This window comes from Sinorhizobium sp. 22678, assembly GCF_052044265.1.
Classification (GTDB): domain Bacteria; phylum Pseudomonadota; class Alphaproteobacteria; order Rhizobiales; family Rhizobiaceae; genus Sinorhizobium; species Sinorhizobium meliloti_A.
Genome location: NZ_JBQEMS010000024.1, coordinates 1 through 15,162, shown reverse-complemented (window position 1 = coordinate 15,162; position 15,162 = coordinate 1). Strand labels below are relative to the sequence as shown.

General features: G+C 61.4%; 16 protein-coding genes. 11 read left to right on the top strand and 5 right to left on the bottom strand.

The window, feature by feature from the left end:
• The first annotated feature begins 178 nt into the window (after positions 1 to 178).
• Together ACTJKL_RS26065 and ACTJKL_RS26060 are read left to right on the top strand one after the other, a co-directional pair.
• Positions 179 to 568 carry an acyl-CoA thioesterase gene (locus ACTJKL_RS26065; protein ID WP_018095187.1) on the top strand — a complete coding sequence of 130 codons (390 nt, stop codon included), beginning with the start codon at positions 179 to 181 and terminating at the stop codon, positions 566 to 568.
• Positions 569 to 579: 11 nt separating this feature from the next.
• Positions 580 to 1,170 (top strand): hypothetical protein, encoded by a 591-nt coding sequence (locus ACTJKL_RS26060; protein WP_440854167.1) that lies wholly within the window; start codon positions 580 to 582, stop codon positions 1,168 to 1,170.
• Positions 1,171 to 1,199: 29 nt separating this feature from the next.
• Here ACTJKL_RS26060 and ACTJKL_RS26055 read toward each other — a convergent pair whose 3' ends face one another.
• Positions 1,200 to 1,553: a DMT family protein gene (locus ACTJKL_RS26055; RefSeq protein ID WP_100673067.1), complete on the bottom strand. Its 354-nt coding sequence runs from the start codon at positions 1,551 to 1,553 to the stop codon at positions 1,200 to 1,202.
• Positions 1,554 to 1,765: 212 nt separating this feature from the next.
• Here ACTJKL_RS26055 and uvrB point away from each other — a divergent pair, with 212 nt between their 5' ends.
• Positions 1,766 to 4,759, top strand: a complete 2,994-nt coding sequence (gene uvrB / locus ACTJKL_RS26050) for an excinuclease ABC subunit UvrB (protein ID WP_324761888.1) — start codon at positions 1,766 to 1,768, stop codon at positions 4,757 to 4,759.
• Between the two features lie 255 nt (positions 4,760 to 5,014).
• Entirely contained in the window at positions 5,015 to 5,572 is a 558-nt protein-coding gene (locus ACTJKL_RS26045) for a hypothetical protein (RefSeq protein ID WP_440854166.1), read from the top strand.
• A gap of 236 nt (positions 5,573 to 5,808) precedes the next feature.
• Here the strand turns inward: ACTJKL_RS26045 and ACTJKL_RS26040 are convergent, their stop codons facing one another.
• Positions 5,809 to 6,426 carry a J domain-containing protein gene (locus ACTJKL_RS26040; protein WP_018095192.1) on the bottom strand — a complete coding sequence of 206 codons (618 nt, stop codon included), beginning with the start codon at positions 6,424 to 6,426 and terminating at the stop codon, positions 5,809 to 5,811.
• Positions 6,427 to 6,926: 500 nt separating this feature from the next.
• On the opposite strand from ACTJKL_RS26040, the gene ACTJKL_RS26035 reads away from it, so the two are divergent.
• Positions 6,927 to 7,139: a cold-shock protein gene (locus ACTJKL_RS26035; RefSeq protein ID WP_003535347.1), complete on the top strand. Its 213-nt coding sequence runs from the start codon at positions 6,927 to 6,929 to the stop codon at positions 7,137 to 7,139.
• Between the two features lie 128 nt (positions 7,140 to 7,267).
• On the opposite strand, the gene dusA is transcribed toward ACTJKL_RS26035, so the two are convergent.
• Positions 7,268 to 8,425, bottom strand: coding sequence for a tRNA dihydrouridine(20/20a) synthase DusA (gene dusA, locus ACTJKL_RS26030; protein ID WP_440854165.1), 1,158 nt, complete (start codon positions 8,423 to 8,425; stop codon positions 7,268 to 7,270).
• 210 nt (positions 8,426 to 8,635) lie between these two features.
• Here dusA and ACTJKL_RS26025 point away from each other — a divergent pair, with 210 nt between their 5' ends.
• The 5 genes from ACTJKL_RS26025 (at position 8,636) to ACTJKL_RS26005 (ending at position 13,315) form a co-directional block, all read left to right on the top strand.
• On the top strand, positions 8,636 to 9,592 hold the full coding sequence (locus tag ACTJKL_RS26025; RefSeq protein WP_275597794.1) for a cupin domain-containing protein: 957 nt from the start codon (positions 8,636 to 8,638) through the stop codon (positions 9,590 to 9,592).
• A gap of 131 nt (positions 9,593 to 9,723) precedes the next feature.
• A complete protein-coding gene (locus ACTJKL_RS26020; protein WP_338283632.1) occupies positions 9,724 to 10,467 on the top strand; it encodes a nitroreductase family protein in 744 nt (247 codons plus the stop codon).
• 34 nt (positions 10,468 to 10,501) lie between these two features.
• On the top strand, positions 10,502 to 11,047 hold the full coding sequence (locus ACTJKL_RS26015; RefSeq protein ID WP_440854164.1) for a carboxymuconolactone decarboxylase family protein: 546 nt from the start codon (positions 10,502 to 10,504) through the stop codon (positions 11,045 to 11,047).
• 191 nt (positions 11,048 to 11,238) lie between these two features.
• Positions 11,239 to 12,156 carry an NADP-dependent oxidoreductase gene (locus ACTJKL_RS26010; protein ID WP_440854163.1) on the top strand — a complete coding sequence of 306 codons (918 nt, stop codon included), beginning with the start codon at positions 11,239 to 11,241 and terminating at the stop codon, positions 12,154 to 12,156.
• A 484-nt stretch (positions 12,157 to 12,640) separates the two neighbouring features.
• Complete coding sequence (locus tag ACTJKL_RS26005; protein WP_440854162.1) at positions 12,641 to 13,315, top strand: hypothetical protein; 675 nt, start codon at positions 12,641 to 12,643, stop codon at positions 13,313 to 13,315.
• 158 nt (positions 13,316 to 13,473) lie between these two features.
• Here the strand turns inward: ACTJKL_RS26005 and ACTJKL_RS26000 are convergent, their stop codons facing one another.
• Positions 13,474 to 13,722: a hypothetical protein gene (locus ACTJKL_RS26000; RefSeq protein WP_100673706.1), complete on the bottom strand. Its 249-nt coding sequence runs from the start codon at positions 13,720 to 13,722 to the stop codon at positions 13,474 to 13,476.
• Between the two features lie 427 nt (positions 13,723 to 14,149).
• Between ACTJKL_RS26000 and ACTJKL_RS25995 the strand changes: the two genes are divergently transcribed.
• A complete protein-coding gene (locus ACTJKL_RS25995; RefSeq protein WP_003536844.1) occupies positions 14,150 to 14,386 on the top strand; it encodes a DUF982 domain-containing protein in 237 nt (78 codons plus the stop codon).
• A 480-nt stretch (positions 14,387 to 14,866) separates the two neighbouring features.
• Here ACTJKL_RS25995 and ACTJKL_RS25990 read toward each other — a convergent pair.
• On the bottom strand, positions 14,867 to 15,162 hold a 296-nt coding region (locus ACTJKL_RS25990), incomplete at its 5' end, for a transposase (protein ID WP_440853088.1).

Genomic DNA, 15,162 nt, shown 5'->3' with positions numbered 1-15,162 from the left:
GAGCGGCTATTTGCAAAGCTCCTAACAAACGCTCACTAGATTTGAGGGTGATCAAATTAACGATAACACCGTCACGTGTGCCGCCTTTTGCTTCTTCAGCGTGGAATTGTTCCGGCGCCTCTTTGCTCGCCTGACGGCAGTGCGTTAAACCTTGTTCGTCAACAGGGAGACAGGCCGCATGAACGCAGCAAGCAAGCCGAATGGCGAACTGACCTTGCGCACCCTCGCAATGCCCGGCGACGCCAATGCCGCCGGCGACATCTTCGGCGGCTGGGTCATGGCGCAGATGGACCTTTCCTGCGGCATCCGGGCCGCCGAGCGCGCCAGGGGCCGCGTCGTGACTGCGGCGGTAAAGGAAATGGCCTTCGCCATGCCGGTGAAGATCGGCGACACACTCTGCATCTATACCGACATCGTAAAGGTCGGGCGGACGTCGATGACGCTCAAGGTCGAGGCATGGGCACAGCGTTACCTCTCGCATGTCATGGAAAAGGTCACCGACGCCATCTTCGTGATGGTCGCGCTCGACTCGACCGGCAAGCCGACGCCGGTTCCGGCCGAGCAATAAGGGCTTAGTTCATGGAGCAGGTGCAGCCCGATCCGGCGATCTTTTCGCATATACGCGTCGTCATGGGCATGATGATCAGCCTCTCGCTTGCGCGGCTCCTCAGCGGCGTTGCGCTTTTCGTGCAGCACCCGGGCAAGACGAAGGTCTACTGGATACACCTCGGCTGGGTGCTGTTCATGTTCTTCTTCCTCGTCCATTTCTGGTGGTGGGAGTATCATCTGCACTCGCTGGCGGTGATCGACGTCAGCGTCTACCTGTTCGTCATCCTCTATAGCTGCGTCTTCTTCCTCCTCTGCGTCTTCCTCTTTCCGACGACTCTCGACGAGTACAGCGGCTACGAACATTATTTTATGTCCAGGCGCGCCTGGTTCTTCGGCTTCCTCGCCATCGCATTCGCTGTCGACCTCATCGACACAGCCTTGAAGGGCAAGGCCTATTTCCAGTCCTTCGGGATCGAATATCCGCTTCGCAACGCGGCCTATATCGCGTTCTGCATCATCGCGGCGGTCACGCCCGACCGGCGCTTCCATGCGTCTTTTCTGGTGGGCGCGGTTCTTTACCAGCTCACATGGATGTATCGCGCCTTCGACCTTCTCGATTGACGGGGGCAGATGCCGCTCGTGGCGATGTCTCACCCCTTGAAGATGAACGACGCCCCGAGCGCGATCAGCGCGAAGCCGATGAACTGATGCCAGCCGATCGGTTCCTTCAGCCAGAAAATCGAGAAGAGGACGAAAATGGTGAGCGTTATCACCTCCTGCATCGTCTTCAATTGCGCGGCCGAATAGACAGAGTGTCCGATGCGGTTTGCCGGCACGGCCAGCCAATATTCGAAAAAGGCGATCCCCCAGCTTGCGGCGATGACGATGTAGAGCGGCGACGAAGTGAACTTCAGGTGGCCGTACCAGGCGAAGGTCATGAAGACGTTGGAGAGGAGCAGCAGGATGACCGGCCAGACATACGCAGGATTGATGGCAAATGGCATGGAAACCTCGGGAAGAGCGCGAATCGCAAGCCGAGAATGCTCCGCCGAGTGCCGGCGTTGCAAGTGCCTTCGGCTCCCGGTGCAGCGATGCGACCGTCGGTTCAAGCCCTCGCCTCGGAGGTCCAGGAAACGAGTGAGGATCGCGGTCTTCCGTTTCCCTTTTGTACTCGTTCCCCCTTCACTTTCGACCGGACTCTGTCCATATTCCCGGCATGGCCAGATCACCGAAGAATTCCCCGAAGAAATCGTCGGCACCCGGCGGGTTCGAAGAAGCCCCGCAGGCGCCGCTTTCCGGTACGCCCCTTTCCGGCAATGTCTCCGACTGGGTGAAGCAGCTCGAATCGGAAGCGGAAGCGAGCACCTTCGAGAGCCGGCGCGAAGTTGCGTCCAAGGCCGGCAGGCATCGCAAGAAGGTGGAGATCTCCGCGTCGAAATCGGCCCGCGGCACATCGATGGGCGGAACGACCGATCCGAAGACGCGTGCGGCCGCGGGGCTCAATCCCGTGGCCGGCCTCGATGTCGCCTTGGAGGATGCCGACAAGCTCACCTCCGGCTCGGGCGTCACCGCCACCGTCGAGGCGCTTGCCAAGCTCATCGAGAGCGGCAATCCGCTGTTCAAGGACGGCAAGCTCTGGACGCCTCACCGCCCGGCCCGGCCTGAAAAGTCCGAAGGCGGCATCCCGATCCGCATGCAATCGGACTACGAGCCGGCCGGAGACCAGCCGACGGCGATCGCGGACCTGGTCGACGGCCTCACCTCGGGCGAGCGCAATCAGGTGCTCCTCGGCGTCACCGGCTCGGGAAAAACCTTCACCATGGCCAAGGTAATCGAGGCGACGCAGCGCCCGGCCGTCATTCTGGCTCCGAATAAGACGCTTGCCGCGCAGCTCTATTCCGAGTTCAAGAACTTCTTCCCGGACAATGCGGTCGAATATTTCGTCTCCTATTACGACTACTACCAGCCGGAAGCCTACGTGCCGCGCTCGGACACCTACATCGAGAAGGAATCGTCGATCAACGAGCAGATCGACCGCATGCGCCACTCGGCGACGCGTTCGCTGCTCGAACGCGACGACGTCATCATCGTCGCCTCGGTCTCCTGCATTTACGGTATCGGTTCGGTCGAGACCTATACGGCAATGACCTTCCAGATGAGCGTCGGCGACCGGCTCGACCAGCGCCAGTTGCTGGCCGACCTGGTCGCGCAGCAATACAAGCGCCGCGACATGGACTTTCAGCGGGGCTCCTTCCGCGTGCGCGGCGACACGATCGAAATCTTTCCCGCCCACCTGGAGGATGCCGCCTGGCGCATCTCGATGTTCGGAGACGAGATCGACTCGATCACCGAGTTCGATCCGCTCACCGGCCAGAAGACCGGTGACCTCAAGTCGGTGAAGATCTACGCCAATTCGCACTATGTGACGCCGCGGCCGACGCTGAACGCCGCGATCAAGGCGATCAAGGAGGAAATGAGCCAGCGTCTCGCCGAACTGGAACGCGCCGGGCGCCTTCTGGAAGCGCAGCGGCTGGAGCAGCGCACCCGTTACGACATCGAGATGCTCGAGGCCACCGGCTCCTGCCAGGGCATCGAGAACTATTCGCGCTATCTCACCGGCCGCAGGCCGGGCGAGCCGCCGCCGACGCTGTTCGAATATATTCCGGACGATGCGCTGATCTTCATCGACGAGAGTCATGTCACCATTCCGCAGATCGGTGGCATGTATCGCGGCGACTTCCGCCGCAAGGCGACGCTCGCCGAGTACGGGTTCCGCCTGCCCTCCTGCATGGACAACCGGCCACTGCGCTTCGAGGAATGGGACGCAATGCGCCCCGACACCATCGCCGTGTCGGCAACGCCCGGCGCCTGGGAGATGGAACAGGCCGGCGGCGTCTTCGCCGAACAGGTGATCCGTCCGACCGGCCTCATCGATCCGCCGGTGGAGGTGCGCTCCGCCAAGACGCAGGTGGACGACGTGCTCGGCGAGATCCGCGAGACCGCCGCAGCGGGCTACCGCACCCTCGTCACCGTGCTCACCAAGCGCATGGCCGAGGACCTGACCGAGTATCTGCACGAACAGGGCGTGCGGGTGCGCTACATGCATTCCGACATCGACACGCTCGAACGCATCGAGATCATCCGCGATCTGCGCCTCGGCGCCTTCGACGTGCTGGTCGGCATCAACCTCCTGCGCGAGGGTCTCGATATTCCCGAATGCGGCTTCGTCGCCATTCTCGATGCCGACAAGGAAGGCTTCCTGCGCTCGGAAACGTCGCTCATCCAGACGATCGGCCGCGCCGCCCGTAACGTCGACGGCAAGGTCATCCTCTATGCCGACACGATCACCGGCTCGATGCAGCGGGCGATGGAGGAGACCAGCCGCCGCCGCGAGAAACAGATGGCCTACAATGCCGAGCACGGCATCACGCCCGAATCGGTCAAGGCGAAGATCTCCGACATCCTCGATTCGGTCTACGAACGCGACCATGTCCGCGCCGATATTTCCGGCGTCGCCGGCAAGGGCTTTGCCGATGGCGGCCACCTCGTCGGCAACAATCTCCAGGCGCACCTCAACGCACTGGAAAAACAGATGCGCGACGCCGCCGCGGATCTCGACTTCGAAAAGGCCGCACGCCTGCGCGACGAGATCAAGCGCCTCAAGGCGGCCGAACTGGCCGTGCTGGACGACCCGATGGCGCGAGAGGAAGCGAAATCGCAGGAGAGCAGCAAGCGGGCCAGCAAGGGCATGCCCGGCACAACGGACACCCTCCCCCTTGTGGGGAGGGTTGCGGAGGGGCAAGGCGACACCCCTCCCGGAGCTTCGGGCCACCCTTCCCACAAGGGGGAGGGAAAGACAGAATCCTACTTCCAGAAGCCCTCGCTCGACAATATGGGCCCGGGGACCGACACCGAACGTCCCCTCTTCCGCAAACCCGAACTCGATGAAATGGGCCGCGACGTGGCGATCCCCTCTTCCCGCGGCCGGGGAGAAGGTGCTCGAAAGGCAGATGAGGGGCAGTCGCTTTTCAGGAAAAACACCCTGGACGAAATGACCGTCGGCCGCACGGAGAAGCCGGTACCGGGACCGGCACCGGAGAAGCCGACCCTCACCCGCGCCAAGCCGGGCGTAGGGTCCTACGAGGAGCCGGCGGAGGAAAAGCGGCGCAAGAGCCGGACGAAGGGCAAGACGGGGCGTCCGGGACGCTGAGCCAGCCCTATCGGGATCCAAGGATCCCGATAGGACTGACACTGGGCCGTTGCCAGGCCTTTCCAGACATCGAATCAACCAAAGCGGTCGCTGCGAGAGCGACCTCAGAACGAGTGCAACGACGCCACCGTTACCCCAATTTTTTATGGGTAGCCCGAAATGATTAGCCCGACATACCCGCGAAACCCTTAAATTTTTACGGAACATTTCCTTCCCGACACGAATTTAAGTTGTCACTAATTTAGGGAGGAAAATATGAAAACCCTGGATGTATTTCTTACGAGCACCGGTCTGGCTCTTATGTCAGTCGGTTTTTCAACTTCGGCAACGATTCACGCGCACGCCCAGAACCTTACGGGCACCATGCTCATGGCCGAGCAGTGCAGCCCTCTGACCGACGCCAACTACGAAGCTTGCTGCATGGCTCAGAACAGAGCGGAAATCCTCACGGCCGGGCAAATAGAGCAATGCCCGCCCCTCTCCACGGCGGCCATCGGCAATTCATTTTCCACGACCTCCACCCGCGGCCTGAATGGCGATGACGGTGGCGGCGGTGGCGGCGGCGGCGGCGGCGGCGGTGGCGGCGGCGGCGGCGGCGGTGGCGGCGGCGGCGGCGGTGGCGGTGGCGGTGGTCAAGACACCGGCAAGGGTAACCAGGACCATGGCAAGGGTAACCAGGACCACGGCAAGGGTAACCAGGACCACGGCAAGGGTAACCAGGACCACGGCAAGGGTAACCAGGACGACGGCAAGGGCAACCAGGACAACGGCAAAGGCAGCCAAGATCGCGGCCTTAAAGGTAACCAGGACTAACCAGGACCACGATAGCAGCGATGACGGCGGGTCGGGCGCCTGAAGGATTGCTCGCAGGAGCGCTCGACAGCGCCGATGGCAAATGACGAGAGCGCCGTGGCCGGCTCTCATAGCCGGCACGGCCAGTCCGGCTCCCGTTGCGTTCCGGAGAAAGTCGGGCTTGTTGAACTATGCGCTTCGCGTTTCACAGCTCCAACGAGCGGTCACCCTGCCATGGACCGACGACCGCACCTGCTCTACTCCGCCGCGCGCGCCTTCGCCTCCACCGCTTCCAACTCGTAGGAATATCCCTCGAGCATGGAGTAGGCCTGCTCGATCGCCTCGATCTGGGCTTCGGCGTTCCTGATCGCCTCGGCGATCGACTGGCTGCGGGCGCGCAGCATGGAGCCGAGCACGTCTGTCTCGGGCCGCCTGCCGATGCGGTCGAGATGCTTGCGCACGCGGGAGCGGTGGCGTTCCAGTTCCAAAATGTGGAAGCGGTTTTTGACGATGTCATCGGAAAGCTTGCGTCGCATCGCCGCCACCGGATCGAAACTACCGGGCTCGCGTTCATCGAGTATGAAGTCGTTGACGAGGGTCTCCAGCATCATGAGGCCCTTGAGGTCTTTCGGGTCGGCGAGCTGGGGATCGTAACCGGTGTCATCGTAGACTTTGCGGCGCACCGGATCCTTCAGGAGATCGTAGGCCGCCTGCAGCTTGCCGAACTGCTCGGCATCACCGCCGCGGTCGGGATGCGCGGTCTTCACCGCCCGGCGATAGGCCGTCCGGACCGCCCGCTCGTCGGCGTCGCGCTCAATTCCAAGGAGGGCATAGGGATCGATCACGCCGGCCACCTGCTCATCGTCAACTCGCATATTCGTTTCGGTACAGACCTACCGGTTCGCCGCGGCAGCAGCAAGCCCGCGAGGCTCACGGGGAGAGTGCAGGCTCAACCTAGTGCCGCGACGAAAATGTGGTCGAAACGAGGCAATCCACGACATTTGCCTCGCGACACACGGCACCGCGAGGTCACGCGGGCGCTTCGGCATAAGGCATTGCCCGCAGGTGCGGGACCGCAAGAACTCCCCTTGCCTTTTTCACGGAATACTGCCAATCCTATTGCCGTTCGGGCGTTTTCAATCCCGGAGACTGGACTTTCGCTTTGAGCCTGGCTTGACGCCGGGACAGCCGCAAGCGGCATCGTAGACGTCTTTTCCCCGATATCGTGACCACTCGACGCCTTTCAGCGCATTTCGCTGAAGACGACACGTTCGCTTCCTTCCGGGGGCGCGGACACACTACCTAAAGCAACCGATGCGTGATATTGAAGCGCAGGGTTGCGGCAAAGACAGACTGAAGGAAAAGGACTTCTTCCATGGCCACCAAAGGCATCGTCAAATTCTTCAACCAGGACAAGGGTTTTGGTTTCATCACGCCGGAAGGCGGTTCGAAGGACGTTTTCGTCCACATCACCGCTGTCCAGGCCGCAGGCCTCACGACATTGAACGATGGCCAGGAGGTCAGCTTCGACACGGAGCCGGATCGCATGGGCAAGGGCCCGAAGGCCGTCAACCTCCAGGCTCTCTAAGCCTGGCGTTCGACAAAGCGTGAAGAGCGGCGCTTCGCAAGAGGCGCCGCTTTTCGTTGGAGAGCACCCCATCCCACCTGCCGCCCACCTTCCCCTCGCCGGCGAAGGAGACTGGTGGCGCAGTCGCGTCACTCTGCCGCCTGCCTTGCCGTTACCGCCTCGAACACCGCGTCGAAAGCTGTGTGGATGACTTGCGGACCGGCGTCCTTGCGGGTGGCGTCGGCAGAGAGTATCTGACGATAGCGCCGCGCGCCGGGCCAGCCTTGGAAGAGCCCGATCATGTGCCGCGTCACATGGATCAGCCGGCCGCCATTCTCGATATGTGCAGCGGCATGGTTCGCCATGGCATCGCGGATACCGGACCAGAATTCCAGCGACAGATTATGGCTACGATCGGAAAAGCCGTCGGGGTCGATCGGCATGGGCGCGGCCCCCGTCAGCGGGTGGACGAAATAGCCGTCGGCGGCAGTCAGCAGGCCGCTGTCGTGATAGGCCGCACGGCCCAGCATCACACCGTCGAGAGGAGCGCCGCATGCGGCCTCTGCCGCAGTCCCGGTGGCTCCTCCCGTCGGTAGCGACCGCGGATCGAGGTGGGACAGCGCCTGATCCAGCTTTTGAAGACCCCCATTGAGACCAATGAAAAGATTCGTATTTTCCGCCTTGAGGCGGTGTACGAGGCCATAGTCGAGCGGCGGAACCTCGCGGTTCTCTCTCGGGCTCAGTCCTTTGAGCCATGCCTTTCGCGCATGCACCCACACGGCATCCGTTCCGGCATCCTTGACGCGCCCGACGAGGTCGCGAAGCGCTACTTCCGGATCCTGATCGTCGACGCCGATACGACATTTGACCGTGACCGGAATCTTGACCGCCGCCTTCATCGCCGCAATGCAGTCGGCGACCAACGCCGGCTCCTGCATCAGACAAGCCCCGAAGGTGCCCGACTGCACCCGGTCTGACGGGCACCCGACATTCATGTTGATCTCGTCGTAGCCGAAACCTTCGGCGATGCGCGCCGCCTCCGCCATCTTCGTCGGATCGCTGCCGCCGAGCTGCAGGGCGACCGGATGTTCAGAGGCATCGTGGCCGAGCAGCTTTTCCCGATCGCCGCGCAGAATCGCATCCGCGACGATCATTTCCGTATAGAGCAAAGCATGCCTCGAGAGCAGGCGCGCGAAAAACCGATAATGACGATCGGTCCAGTCGATCATCGGGGCAACGGCAAAGACGGGTGCCTTGAAGTACCTGTTTTTATCTTGCTTACCAGCGGTTTGCGCTGTTTCTTTCATGTCCGGTTGGCTCTCGTTTGACGCGTTTTTAGCCCGTTCCTGCTGTGCTATTGCTACAATGTAGCAAATGGCCGGAGGCTTATAGCAAAAACATGGGCACCATCGTCCAGCGAAAGCGCCGGAATAGGCAGAAAGGCGATCATCCCGGTCGAGGATGTCTGCCGCGACTATTTCAATTACATGGCGATTTCCTGAAAGTCTCGAGGTCCAATGTCTGAAGTCGATTGGTTGAGCCATCTCCTGCAAATCGTCACCGTAACCGGTCAGCTCGAGGTCCGCTGTACCTACGGTGCGCCATGGCGTGTCGACTGGGGCCGGGCTGCGGCGAACGAAATCCCCTACCACGCCATCGTCCAGGGTCGGGCCATTTTCGAGGATCCGGAGACGAAAACGACGAGGGAGTTGGTGAGCGGAGATATCGTGCTGCTACCTCATGGTGCCGCGCATGTACTGCACGACGGTAGCGGGCAAACTCCTATCCATACCCGGCAACACCGGAGGTCTGCCGGATGGATGCTGAGCGAGAACGATAGCCAGGGCGAGCAACTCGATCTGTTGTGTGGTCGATTTTTCATCGCGCCGCCTCATGATCGACTGATCCGTAACTACCTCCCCACAAATCTCGTGGCGCGGGCCACGGACAGCCGTGGAGAAGATGGTATCGGTTCCGCTTCCAACCAACTGGCAAGTCTGGTGAGGCTGATGCGTATGGAGTCCGCCGGCGACCGAGCGGGAGGACGCGCCGTTCTCAACGCCCTTTCTTCGGCCTTGTTCACACTGGTACTGCGAGCGGCGAGCGAATCCGAGAAAGCCCCCGAAGGCTTGTTGGCCCTGGCCGGCCATCCGCGACTTGCTCCAGCCATTGCGGCCATGCTTGGCGATCCGGCCCATCCATGGAAACTGCCTGATCTGGCGGATTTGTGCGGCATGTCACGCGCCACGTTCATGCGGCACTTTCAAGATAGGCTAGGTTGCTCCGCGCTCGATTTGTTGACCGATCTCCGCATGAGTCTGGCAGCCAACGAACTCAAGAAGCCGGCAATAAGCACTGAAGCTGTGGCCGAGACGGTGGGATATCAATCCGTTTCCGCATTCCGACGGGTGTTTGCGGAAAGGATGGGGATGACGCCGGGGGAATGGCGCCGACTGGCGCACAATGGCGCGTAGGCCCAGGACGATCTTAGCTGATATCCGCCAGATTGATCCTTTCGCGCATTATATTGAGCCAATCCAGTCTCGATGTTTGCATCGTCATTCGTAAATTGGGTTCCGTCATCACTTGATGAAGGAGCCATCCAATGAACTGCATCAGTATCGCCGCCAACGAAACCGCAACCGACACAGACGCCGAAATCCACGCACGGACCGAGATCCCCGGAATCGCTCTCGCCCCCCAACCGTCCCATTCGCACGCGCAGCCAACGCCGACGAATGCCGTCATCGAAACCATCCTGAGCCGTAGTGCTGCCAAGTACTACGACCCAGCCGCCACCCTGAGCGATGGTGAGATCCGCGACCTGGTGCGGATCGGCACCTCCGCGCCGACATCGTTCCACCTGCAGAACTGGCGGTTTATCGCAGTCCGTACGCCTGACGCCAAGGCACGGCTACGTCCGATCGCCTGGAACCAGCCCGCAATCACCGACGCCGCCGTTACCTTCATCATCGTCGGCAGGTTGGCCGATGCCAGCACCGTCCCGGAGCGCCTGGCGCCGGTAGTGGAAGCCGGCATCATGCCAGCGCACCTGGTGCCGGAATGGGAAATCCCCGCTCGCGGGCTGTATGACGGTCAACCCCAGCGGCAGCGCGACGAGGCGGTACGTTCCGCTACCTTCGGCACCGCGGCCATCATCTATGCAGCTCGCTCCCTCGGCCTGGGTTCAACGCCGATGATCGGGTTCGACGCGGAAGCCGTGCACCGCGAGTTCGGCCTGACCGAGGACGAAGTGCCGGTCATGCTTCTGACCGTCGGGCCGGAGCGGACCGGCAACTGGCCGCAGAAGCCGCGCCTGCCGGTGGCCGACGTCCTGTCCTTTGCATAATCCACAGTCCAAACAGTTACTTATGGAGAGTATGATGTCTAGAACTATTGCCCTGGAACCCGAACATGTACCGGCAGAATCGAAACCAACTCTCGATGCATTCACGAAGAGCATCGGGTTCACCCCAAATATGATGGCGGCCTTCGCGCAGAGCCCGATCGCGTTCAACGCATGGGCCACGCTGCTTGGCTCCCTCAGCAAGGCGCTCGATGTGAGGACGCGCGATAGTATCGGCCTTGCCGTCTCGGAGGTGAATGGCTGCAATTATTGCCTGACGGTCCACAGCTACACCGCGGAACATATGGCAAAGTTATCGGCGGATGACATCATTCTCGCCCGGAATGGTCATGCAAACGACCCGAAACGAGACGCCGCAGTCCAGTTCGCGCGCAAAGTCATCGAGGCCCGAGGGCACGTTGGTGATGCCGATCTGAAAGCCGTCCGCGATGTCGGCTACACCGATGCGAACATCATCGAGATCGTTGCGCTGGTCGCCATGTACTCCCTGACGAACTTCTTCAACAATGTGTTCGACCCCGAGCGGGACTTTCCCGCCGTTACCCCGGCCGGCTCTATCTAAGCCCGGTCCAGTCGCAATCTCCGCGCGGTTGAACCCGAAATAAGCCGGGCTCGCCGCGCGACATCACACAGCAACTCGACAACAAGGTCTTTGAAAAGGCGTCAAGCCGGTAACGAGTTGCGCGGGAGATCGAAAACATCTTCCACGCCTGAATTATTACAAGCCAACAAATATCTGAGGAGACAATTCCCATGAAAGCGATCGTAGTGACCGACCAGGCTGCGGGAACAGCCGGAATGAAGCTGGTGGAGCGACCCGAGCCGCAGGCCGCGATAAACGACGTCGTCGTTGAGGTTCATGCGGCGGGGTTCGTCAACACCGAACTGGATTGGCCTTCAACTTGGACGGATCGGGCCTTTCGTGACCGGACGCCATCGATTCTCGGCCATGAGCTGGCCGGTGTGATCACCGCGCTGGGCCATGGCACCACGGGGCTGTCGATCGGCCAGCGGGTGTTCGGCCTGTCGGACTGGTATCGCGACGGCACACTCGCTGAGTACGTCGCCATGGAGGCCCGCAACCTCGCGCCATTGCCCGGCAACGTCGACTTCACGGTGGGCGCAAGCCTGCCAATATCCGGCCCGACCGCATGGCAGGGGCTGTTTCAGCATGGCCGCCTTCAGGCGGGGCAGAGCGTCCTCGCACATGGCGCAGCTGGCGCCGTCGGCTCGATCGTGACCCAGCTTGCGCGGGAAGCCGGCGCCTATGTCATCGGCACCGGACGCGCCGCTGACCGCCAGAGAGCTCTGGACTTCGGTGCAAATGAATTCGTCGATCTTGGAAACGACACCCTGGAAGACGTCGGCCGCGTCGATCTGGTATTCGACGTTATCGGCGGCGATGTTCAGAGGCGGTCCGTAGCGCTGATCCGGGCCGGAGGAACGCTTGTGACAGCCGTCGGACCGACGGATATCCGACCTGTGGATGGCCTGGTGGTTGACTTCGTCGTAGAGGCTGATCGTGGCCAGCTCTCGGAGATCGTTCAGCGCGTCCGGGACGGAAGACTGCGGACGAACATCGGCAAGATTTCAAGTCTGGACGATGCGATCGCCACCTTCAATTCTACGGAGCGACGCGCCGGAAAGACGGTCATCCGCGTTCTCCCGTGAGGACTCGGCGAAACCGAGGATATTCGCGGGGGACTCGAAGCAGCCGTATCTTCCTGCCGGATAGGCCTCCATGCGACGGCGGCCACCGCAAAGACGGGTGCCTTGAAATACCGGCTTTCCGTCTTCTCGTCTGTGGCCCGATTCCATCCTGTCTCGTCAGCTCATTGCTACATACGGCAGCGGTCCGAGGCTTGTAGCAAATCACGTGCACAATCGCCGAGTGAAAGAGGGATCGTTAATATAACCGATAGAAGAAACAGATCCGAAACAGATGTTCGGATGTATTGTTCCTTCGCAACTAATACTGTCGATTGTATCTTGTGGCAAAATTCGGGCGGCTCCTGAGGGCTGTAACTGGATATTCTGTTGAAGATCAGACGGTTATAATATTCTTGCGTAAGGCATCACTTTCTGTGCCATCCTGCGCCGCGCTGGAGGCTGAGGTTCGAAACATGTCCTAAACTTTAGGGAAGGAAGCAGGACAATGCGTAGAACAGGAAAAACTATCATCGGCTCATTGCTTGGTCTCGCCTATGTCGTTGCCACGCCATTTGCCTCACTCGCGTCGTTCGATGACGGCCTGCGTCAGAGTACAGCGCTTGCCGGTCCTCATGGTGACGTCCTTGTCGTTGCCGACGCCGGGAGCGCGCCAGCCGGAGGTCAGGAGACGGGCTCCGGTGGCGGTCAGGACAGCGGCTCCGGCGGCGGCCAGGATACCGGCTCCGGCGGTGGCCAGGACAGCGGCTCCGGCGGCGGTCAGGATACCGGCTCCGGCGGTGGCCAGGACAGCGGCTCCGGCGGCGGCCAGGATACCGGCTCCGGCGGCGGTCAGGATACCGGCTCCGGCGGTGGCCAGGATACCGGCTCCGGCGGTGGCCAGGATACCGGCTCCGGCGGTGGCCAGGACAGCGGTTCCGGCGGTGGCCAGGACAGCGGTTCCGGCGGCGGTCAGGATAGCGGCTCAGGCGGCGGTCAGGACAGCGGCTCCGGTGGCGGTCAGGACAGCGGCTCCGGTGGCGGTCAGGACAGCGGCTCCGGTGGCGGCGAAGGCTCCGGTGGCGGCGAAGGCTCCGGCGGCGGTCAGGACAGCGGCTCAGGCGGTAGCCAGGATAGCGGCTCCGGCGGCGGCGAAACTCCCGCTTCCACGTCGAGCGACTGACACGGTACCAATAGTCGTTGGATCACGGTGATTCAGGTCGGGTCGACCTAACATCATGAACGTGATCGACTCTACGAAGTTAGAGCGGGATGCGGGCGGAAAACGGCACACTTTTCTCCTCATCCCGCTCTACTACCGCAATCAGACGCGGTCGAAGCTCATTGAAATCCCGCCTGGCGGAACCACTCCTGGATGCCGGCAAGAACCTCCGCCTTGGCGCCCTCGAGCGTCGGCGCGTAGCGGAAGCCCGTTTCACCGGTACCGTTGCAATGGGAGATGCGCCAGGCCCAATCGCTCATGGCCTGACGTTTCATGACGAAGGCGACTTCATGTCTGCCAAGCATCGCGCAGAAAGTCCCATTCTGCAGCGGCAACCAAGTCAAACGGATCTCTGCAACCCTCACCATTCGAGCCCTCCAACAGCAGAAAAGGTATAGAATGGGGGCCAAGTGCTTGAAACCCCGCCTTTTGAGGGGATGCAGCGCAATACGGGTGGCGAGGGAAAGGACAACTCCAGATAAGGGCTCCTTCGACCATGAGCAAAGCGTCGCTGCGGCGAAGATATCTGATCGGCCGCGGCGGCGGGCAGGAGGAAAATCGTGTCCCAGCAAAATTGCGGACAAACCGGATTCCCTGAGCTACATTGAAGCGCTCGGCTCGTTCTCCGGGCTTCTCGGGAGGGAACCCGGCAGGCCCGACAGCGTTCTTGTACATGATCCCGGGAGCGGGAAAGCGGCGATCGAAGCCGGTGTCCGTCGCTTTGTCGCCCGATTGGAACCGAACATACCCTGACGCGGCCCGATTGCCGCGTCGCTGCGATCCAGGAGGAGAAGCATGCAGGTCTTGTGGAGCAATCCCATCGAGCTTGGAATGACCGGGGGTGACGTGCGTATGGTCAAGGGACCGTCCGACGCGCTCCGTTGCCTCGCAGACCATTGGCCGTATCGCGGCCCCTACTACGTCGCCGCGCGCAGCGCGTGCCGCGCCGCGATCGACGGGCGTCGTACCTGCGAGGAAGCACGCAGACTCTTTCTTTCCGCCGCTGAGGAGGCGCGTCTCAAAGCGCACTAGGGCCTGTTGAGATTCATTTTGAATTAATGACGGCTGCTGCGAGATCGATAATGGCGTTGAAGCTCTGATCGATTTTGTCGGCACGCATGGCGACGCAGCTCAAAGTGCTCCAGCGACCTTTGCGCGTCTCCTAAGACGCGCGGCGCTGTAGGAAACTGTTCAGAGGACGGCAATCTTTCCTCCCTCCTCATCCCTTATGTGGACGGCTCCCGCTTGCAAGTGTTTTTTGCAGATTTTTTGATCGGATCGCTTGCTTCCATATGTTCGGCCTTTCGGTGTGGCCGCACAGGGCCACTGGCCAAGATGGTTTCCGCAACGCCTGTGCCAAACAGTGCAACGGCCTTGGAAGGCCATTGGGATGAGCGGCGTGTCAAGCGTCTTGGGAATCGATTGATCGCACCATCTGCTTGTTCTCTTGCAAGTTCACAGCATCAGCCGGACACGGGCGGCTTTGTGTTGCGCGCCCATGGCGGCCAATCTCTATGCGGCCTGCGGCTGCTCTTCCATCCTCCGATAGGTTTGGCCGCTTACCATCAGCTTCCAGGCGATCCGGGCGATCTTGTTGGCGAGCGCCACGGCAACAAGCTTAGGCTTTTTGCGTTGCAGCAGTCCGGTGAGCCATTGCGAGGCATGCCGGCTTCGGCCGGCTCTGACCTGTTGAAGAAGAGAGGTCGCCCCAACCACCAGAACGCTTCGCAGCATCTCGTCGCCGGCACGGGTGATCACCCCAAGCCTCGTCTTGCCAGCGGTCGAATGATCCTTGGGCGTCAGTCCCA